We start from the raw sequence: 7,928 nt of genomic DNA, 5'->3' as shown, positions 1-7,928 counted from the left end.
TAGGATTCTCAAGAGATAACTTAGACTCAGGATCAATCGTAAACCCAACATTTGAATCAGAAAACATGAAAGACGGTGGAGATTTAATTTCTGACTGGCCATATCTAAATGGATTATTAAACTGTGCAGGAATGTGTGATTTAATAGCAATTCAAGCAAACTATTCAATGGGAGAAGCAGTGCATACAGGAGTAACAATGATAGCAGATGGAACAGATGAAGCGGCATTTAGATTAGACGTAGCATTAACAGTAGACTCAGGAATAGGGGTAGTAAGGCATGCCCAAGCAGGTTATGAAATTGCAAAAGATGTAGCAAATGGAAAAGGAAAATTAACAGATGAAAGTATTAAGATACCATTATGGTGGGAGCCAGCAGAAAAAGTAACATTTGGACCAGATGGAAAGGCACCTCGTTAAGAATTATATAAAAATTTAGTGATACTTGTACCTTTCAATTATAGAAAATTGGAAGGTACAAGTTACTTTACTAAGGGAGTGATGAAAATTGGAGGCTAATAAATTAAAAGCAGATTTGGTAATATCCAATTGCACACAACTTTTAACATGTAAAGAAAATGCAATAGATTTGATTGGAAAGATCGATCAGGGATGGATTGCCATAGAAGGTGAAAAAATTGTAGCTGTTGGGACAAAGGAAGATGTGCAAAATATTGTTGAGTATGATGAAGATTGTGTTATTGATGGCAGTGGGAAAATTGTTTTACCAGGTTTTGTAGACTGTCATACCCACCTTGTTTTTGGAGGTTCTCGAGTAAAAGAATATGCTGCACGTATGATTACTGATGACCCTAATATGTTGAAAAAGATGGGGATTAAGACAGGGATTATGGCAACGGTTGATATGACCAGAGACATTGAGGCTGAATTATTGTTTGATGATGCAGCTGATAGGTTAAAGTATATGTTGCTTGCTGGAACAACTACTGTAGAGAGTAAGAGCGGATATGGACTTACTACATCATCTGAAATAAAGATGTTAAAGATTAATCAAAAGCTAAATGATGTTTTACCTATTGACATTGTATCTACATTTCTTGGAGCTCATGGATGGCCAGAGGATATTCCAAAAGACAAATATGTACATATGTTGATATGGGAAATGATTCCCTGGGTAGCTGAATTAGGATTAGCAAAATTTTGTGATGTTTGGTGTGATGATGGACATTATACTGCAAAGGAATCTGAAAAAATATTGAGTGCTGCCAAAGATGCTGGAATGGAGCCTAAAATTCATACGGATGCTTATTCCTATATAGGAGGATCAGACCTTGCAGCAGAAATGGAAATGGTGTCGGCAGATCATTTGAATTATACACCAAGGTCAGTGATGGGGAAGTTAAAAGAAGGAAATGTTACAGGGGTGTTATTACCAGCCATTGATTTTGCGGTAAAACATCCAAAACCTTTTAATCCTAGACCAATGATTGAAGAAGGAATGACTTTAGCATTGGCTACCAATTGTTGCCCTGGATGCTTTAATACATCTCTTCAATTTGTCATGATGCTTGCGTGTAGACAACATGGAATGAGTGCAGCAGAAGCAGTTAGAGCAGCAACAATTGGTGGTGCAAAAGCATTAGGATTACAAAAAGATAGAGGGTCTTTGGAAGTTGGTAAATTAGCAGATATTCAGATTTGGGATGCTTCTACTTATGAGGATGTAATATATCGACTTGGTGTAAACCTTGTTGATAAAGTAATAAAAAGAGGCGAAATTGTTGTGGAGAATAATTCATGTAAATTATTTTTACAAAAACATACTCTTTAGGAGGGAATATAGTAATGTCAGGAGTAAAGATGTTAGAGAAAGTAATGGATTCAAATAATTTTACAGTTGGAGGCGGAGCTGCATCTGCTTTATCAGGTGCTATGGCAGCTGGAATGATTTCAATGGTTGCAAAATTATCTACTAAAAAAAATTATGGTCTTACTGTAGAAAAGTATAATGAGGTATCAAAAGAAGCTGATGAATTGGCAGAAAAATTGTTAGTAGGAGCTGAGGATGATGAAAAAGCATTCTGTAAGATAAAAGCTGCTTATGCTCTTTCTAAATCAACGGATGAAGAGAAAAAAGAACGTTCTAAGGCTATACAAAATGGTGGTATAGCAGCTGCAACAGTACCTAAAGAGAATGGATTTATGTGTAAGCGTGTGTATGAATTAGGAATGCTCATTAAAGATAAATCTAATCCTAATGCCGGTTCAGACTTAGATATGGCTATAATGCTATCTAGGGCAGGTATAAAAGGTTGTATATTAAATGTTGAAGCAAATCTACCACTTATTAAAGATGAAAAGATAAAGGCTCAATTTGAAAAATATATTATTGATTTAAAAGAGTCTTAATACAAGGGAGGATTGGGAAATATGAAGAGTTTATTAGCGGAAGTAAATATTAGTGAAGGTAGAGATTTAGATTTAGTTGAAAAAGTAAAAGCAGCCCTTTTAGAAAAGGAAGATGTAAGAGTAATCGATTTAGATTCGGATAAAGACCATAATAGAACTGTATTTACATATATAGGAGAACCAGAGGCAATACTTGAATCAACAAAAAGACTTGCTGCAAAGGCCGTTGAATTGATTGATATGACAAAGCACGAAGGAAGTCATCCAAGAATGGGCGCAGTAGATGTTGTACCATTTATTCCAGTAAAAAATGTTACAAATGAAGAAGCGGTTGAAATAGCGAAGGACTTTGGAAAATTCTTAGGAAAATTAGGCGTCCCTGTATATTATTATGAAGATGCTGCAACAAGACCAGAAAGAAAGAACTTAGTAAAAATCAGAAAAGGACAATATGAAGCGTTAGAAGAAAAAATGAAAAAAGAAGAATGGGAGCCAGATGAAGGCCCTCATGCTTTTGTACCCAAGAGTGGTGCTACAGTTACTGGAGTCAGATTCCCCTTAGTAGCTTTTAATGTGAACTTAAGAACAGATGATATAGAAATAGGGAAGAAAATAGTAAAGGCAATAAGAGGCGCTAAAGGCGGATATAAAAATGTTAGATCCATTGCACTTAGATTAGAAGAAAAAAATATGATACAAGTATCAATGAACCTTGTTAACTATGAAGAAACGCCTATTCCAAGAGTATTAGAAACAATTAGATCAGAAGCAAGACGTTATGGGGTTATAATAGCAGGTGCTGAACTAATTGGACCTGTACCACTAATGGCGTTAGAAGAAGTACTTAAGCACTATCTACAAGTCCATGATTTTTCTATGGAGCAAATATATTATTAGAAATTTAAGAATAAGCTATAGATAAATAACATAAAAATTAAAAGTATGATTATTTAGCGTACAGGTTACGGGTGACATAAAAATAAACTTTTAAATGAATATAAGATAAAAGGGGGATAATGGGATGAAAACAATATATCTTGATGGTAATAGCTTGACACTAGAAGAACTTGTAAAGGTGTCAAGAGAAAACTATAAAGTTGAACTTACAGAAGAATCTGTAAAGAAAGTAAATAAATCGAGAGCTGCAGTTGACCAATTTGTAGAAGAAGGAAAGGTAATCTATGGAATTACTACAGGGTTTGGTAAATTTAGTGATGTAATAATATCAAAAAAAGATACAAAGACATTACAAAGAAATCTAATTTTAAGTGATTGTTGTGGTGTAGGAAAACCATATGCTGAAGAAACTGTAAGAGCTGCTATGTTACTTAGAATCAATGCATTGGCAAAGGGGTTTTCTGGTATACGATTAAGTACATTGAATGTATTAATCGAAATGTTAAATAAAGGTGTTCATCCAGTTGTTCCTGAAAAAGGCTCTGTTGGAGCTAGTGGAGATTTATGTCCCCTTGCCCATATAGTTTTAACTATGCTTGGAGATGGAGAGGCATTCTATAAGGGAAAACGAATACCATCAGCAGAAGCAATGAATGAAGCTGGAATTGAAACAGTAGAGCTAATATCTAAAGAAGGATTAGCTTTGATTAATGGTACTTGTGTATTAACTGCAGTAGGGGCATTAGCAGCTTATGATGCAAAAATGGCTGCCAAACTTGCAGATATTAGTGCTGCAATGACAATAGAAGCACTTAATGGAATTATAGATGCATATGACCCAAGAGTACAAGAAGTAAGACCACATGAAGGACAAATAGATTGTGCAAAAAATATGTTAAGGTTATTAAATGGAAGTAAATCAACAAGTAGACAAGGTGAAATAAGAGTACAAGATGCATATACATTAAGATGCATTCCTCAAATACATGGAGCAAGTAAAGATGCCATTGATTATGTAATTAAAAAAGTGAATATAGAGCTTAATTCTGCTACAGATAATCCATTGATTTTTGCTGACGATAAAGATGTAATTTCAGGTGGTAATTTCCATGGCCAGCCGATGGCAGTGGCATTTGACATTTTAAAAATTGCAGTTGCAGAATTAGCAAATGTATGCGAAAGAAGAGTTGAAAGACTAGTTAATCCAGCCTTAAGTGGATTACCTGCATTTTTAGTAAAAAATGGAGGTCTCAATGATGGTCTTATGATTCCTCAATATGTTGCAGCTGCCCTTGTATCTGAAAATAAAGTTTTAGCACATCCAGCTTGTGTAGATTCTATTCCTACATGTGCAAACCAAGAAGATCATGTAAGCATGGGATCCATTTCTGCAAGACAGTCTAGAGAAATACTTGACAATGTTATGAATGTATTAGGTATAGAACTTATGACAGCAGCACAGGCAATAGAGTTTGGCGCTAAAGAAAAACTAGGTGAAGGCACTAAAGTTGCTTATGATAAAGTAAGAGAACATGTAGAAGCAGTTGAAAATGATAGAGTGTTCTATACAGATATGCATGAATGCTATAAATTAGTTGCCAGCCATGCCGTTGTAAAAGCAGTAGAAGAAAATCTTGGAGAATTAAAATAGATGTGTTTTAAAATTAGTTAGTCATATAAAATGTAAAACTTAAAAAACTCTTGTTCCCTTAAATTGTAATGTTAGGAGAATGAGAGTTTTTTCTATTAAATTTGTTGTCATTTTCAATTAATATACCCTTTGAAATATGGCTTATCACATAATACTAAGAGACAGCATAATGTATATTGTAGAAGTGGAATACACCTTATTCTTATAGGCTAATTTTTGTTGCCGTATTAAGATATTAACTGTCCATGTAAAGCACAAGAAATATGAGCCTATAGGATATAAGACTTTAAAATATGTAATTGTATATTTATGAAGGAGGAATTCATTTATGTCAAGAATGGACGGCTATTGTAAAATAACTTGCTCTCCTAGAAGTGGTTATGAGAAAAAGGATTATAAGAGAGATGATTGTAGAAAAAAAGATTATAGAAAAGATGATTGTAGAAAAAAAGATTGTAAAATAAAAAAGCCTTTTGATAAAAAATTCTTTTTAGTATGTGGTACACCTGGAAGTGAAATGGACTTTGATACTACAGGCGATACCTTTGATGCAGCTAATGTAACGGTGGACACTCGAGGATCGGATAAGTTCGTAACTGAGCTTGAGTTTTCCAGTCAAGTTGAAGCTGTATTAGAACCTGATGATGCTACTCAAACTGACGCAGAAGTAATACTCCGATTTGATTTATTTTCTAGACGAAATGGTGGAACTGAAATCCTTGTGGGGAGCTGGAAATTTAGAAGATTTTTAACAACACTTGCGGTAGATAATCCAAATCAAAACTTGGAAACTTCTGATACCTTTAGTTTTAACAGATGCGTATGCTCTTCACCTTGTCCAGGTTGTATTGATTATTTTGTTAGAGTAACTGCTGAGAAAATAAGTGATAATGATACTGCTAGTGCAAAGGTGTCCATGGGTCAACTAATTGCAAAATCCCAAGAGTGCTAATCATAGTCTGACAAAAGCCTATAAAATACTAAGGAGGTATATAAGTGAGTTGTAATAATATTTATGAATGTAAAACAAAGGACTCCAAACCACAAAATATACTTCTTGAATGCGGACAAGGAACTGGAAGTAAAACATTTACATCCTCCAATGATGATCCCTTTCAATTGGCCCATGTGACCCTGGATACTGCCTCTTTAAATAGACCGGAAGTTGTAATAAAATTTTCTAGTCTCGTAAAAATGGAGAGACTAATTAATGGAGCAACAGTACGATTACAATATGAATTGTTTAAAGTTTGTAAGGGGGAGGATCCAAAATCCCTAGGTATTTGGGTCTTTGAGGAAATTAATGTTTTAGAGAACGCTTTTGAATCCCAAGAAGAATCATTTAGTTTCATATTTTGTGAATGCCAACCATGCCATGAATGTTGTGATTATTTTGTAATAGTTACTCCCGATGAAATCAATGGAGCAATAGCCACAGTTAGTAATGGAAGAATTGTGGCATTATCACAATCTTCACAGCACATTTCAAAGGACAAATATAAGGTTTGTGGTGAAAAATTAAAAGGAAAGTATCCTAAAACTAAAAAAGTACTATCCTTATGTGGGCAGGGAAATGGAAGTATAATTTTTAGAAATGGCCCTGAAATAGGAACTCCTGTTGAAATAGCACATATTATAATGGATATAACCTCTTTAATTAAAACTAAAGTTTTAATTGAATTTTCAAGTATTGTAAAGATTGATTTAAATGTTAGTGATATTCGCCTTCGATTTGAATTATTTAGAGTTTCCAATGGGGAAAAACCATTATCCCGTGGAACTTGGACATTTGAGAGGACAGGAGTTGTTGAGGATATTGAATTAGAAAAAGTTTTTGACTTTGTTTTTTGCGAAGAGATAACTTGTGAAGGTTGTTGGAAATATTTTGTGACAGTTACCCCTGTTGAATTAGAAGCATCCTTTAGGTTTGCAGATGTGACAGTAGATAATGTTAGAATAACAGGTCTTGCTCAATCATCATGTGATTTGCCTTGTTACCATGATTGTAAACCAAAGGCTCCTAAACCTAAAGGGATATTACTAGAATGTGGTGAGGGAACTGGAAGTAGGATCTTTACTTCATCCAATGATCCACCATTTCAATTAGCACAGGTTAGTATAAATACAACAGGTTTATGTGAGCCTATGGTTAATATTGAGTTTTCTAGTATTGTAAGTTTTGAGAGATTGACTTCTTTCTTTGTATTAAATGGAAGACTTCGATATGAATTATTTGGCGTATGTGACAATGAAAGTCCCATATCCTTAGGCGTTTGGGTAATAGAGAGAATAAATTTTAGTGATATTGACAAGTCTACAAACATATTTAATTTTACTTTTTGTGACTGCATAACTTGCCCTGGATGCTGTGATTACTTTGTGACTGTTACGCCCATAGAAATAACAGAAGATGTTATAAGGGTAACCGTTAGTAATGGCAGAATGGTTGCATTAGCTCAAAAAAGTTGATTTATATAAAATCTTCTAGTTTTATTAAAACTAGAAGATTTTTGTTTAAGCATTTAAATATGAACTAGGCATAAAAATAAGGAGAATAACGACTTTATTATACTAAATGCAATTGTGATTGACAAAATAAGCTATTTTTCGCCAAAGGGGTTTTAAATATTCTTGAAGAAATGTTAATTGTTACATAAAAAAACAGATTTTACGTTATATGTTTGAAAATTATGGAATTATTTCATTGTCTTTAGGGACATGCCATGAAATTTAAATTAATTTATATATAGAAGGAAACAAGTAGGGGGAAGGACATGTGCTAAAATTTAAAGACTACGAAATTAATGAATTGATTTATAAAGGAAAGGATACACTTGTTTATACTGGTTACCATAAGACAAAAAAAGAGAATCTAATTTTTAAAACAATACCTTCAGAGAGATTAACATTAAAGAATATTGAAAAATTAAAACATGAATATATGATTGCTCAAAATGTTAATTCCATTAATGGTGTAGTAAAAGTGTATGATTTGGAAAATTGGCAAGGAA

The 7,928-nt window shown here is 33.7% G+C and carries 7 protein-coding genes and 1 pseudogene; all 8 read left to right on the top strand.

What is annotated here, in order from left to right; genetic code table 11:
- A pseudogene (locus tag CCE28_RS21570) lies at window positions 1–419 on the top strand (urocanate hydratase); the annotation flags it as partial.
- Between the two features lie 88 nt (window positions 420–507).
- Entirely contained in the window at window positions 508–1,791 is a 1,284-nt protein-coding gene (hutI, locus tag CCE28_RS21565) for an imidazolonepropionase (RefSeq protein ID WP_095136282.1), read from the top strand.
- A 14-nt stretch (window positions 1,792–1,805) separates the two neighbouring features.
- Window positions 1,806–2,369, top strand: a complete 564-nt coding sequence (locus CCE28_RS21560) for a cyclodeaminase/cyclohydrolase family protein (protein ID WP_242973055.1) — start codon at window positions 1,806–1,808, stop codon at window positions 2,367–2,369.
- A gap of 21 nt (window positions 2,370–2,390) precedes the next feature.
- The gene (gene ftcD / locus CCE28_RS21555) at window positions 2,391–3,266 is read left to right on the top strand and encodes a glutamate formimidoyltransferase (RefSeq protein WP_095136280.1); all 876 of its coding nucleotides are present in this window, start codon (window positions 2,391–2,393) and stop codon (window positions 3,264–3,266) included.
- Window positions 3,267–3,390: 124 nt separating this feature from the next.
- Complete coding sequence (gene hutH, locus CCE28_RS21550; RefSeq protein WP_095136278.1) at window positions 3,391–4,917, top strand: histidine ammonia-lyase; 1,527 nt, start codon at window positions 3,391–3,393, stop codon at window positions 4,915–4,917.
- A 328-nt stretch (window positions 4,918–5,245) separates the two neighbouring features.
- Window positions 5,246–5,869, top strand: coding sequence for a DUF4489 domain-containing protein (locus tag CCE28_RS21545; protein WP_095136276.1), 624 nt, complete (start codon window positions 5,246–5,248; stop codon window positions 5,867–5,869).
- A 44-nt stretch (window positions 5,870–5,913) separates the two neighbouring features.
- On the top strand, window positions 5,914–7,386 hold the full coding sequence (locus tag CCE28_RS21540) for a DUF4489 domain-containing protein (protein ID WP_095136274.1): 1,473 nt from the start codon (window positions 5,914–5,916) through the stop codon (window positions 7,384–7,386).
- Between the two features lie 307 nt (window positions 7,387–7,693).
- Window positions 7,694–7,928, top strand: a 235-nt coding sequence (locus CCE28_RS21535) for a hypothetical protein (RefSeq protein WP_141228412.1), incomplete at its 3' end; no start/stop codon positions are given.

The sequence above is a fragment of the Anaeromicrobium sediminis genome (assembly GCF_002270055.1).
Taxonomy (GTDB): Bacteria; Bacillota; Clostridia; order Peptostreptococcales; family Thermotaleaceae; genus Anaeromicrobium; species Anaeromicrobium sediminis.
Note: the sequence above shows the minus strand (reverse complement) of the source record. Positions and strands in the feature narration are given on the sequence as shown.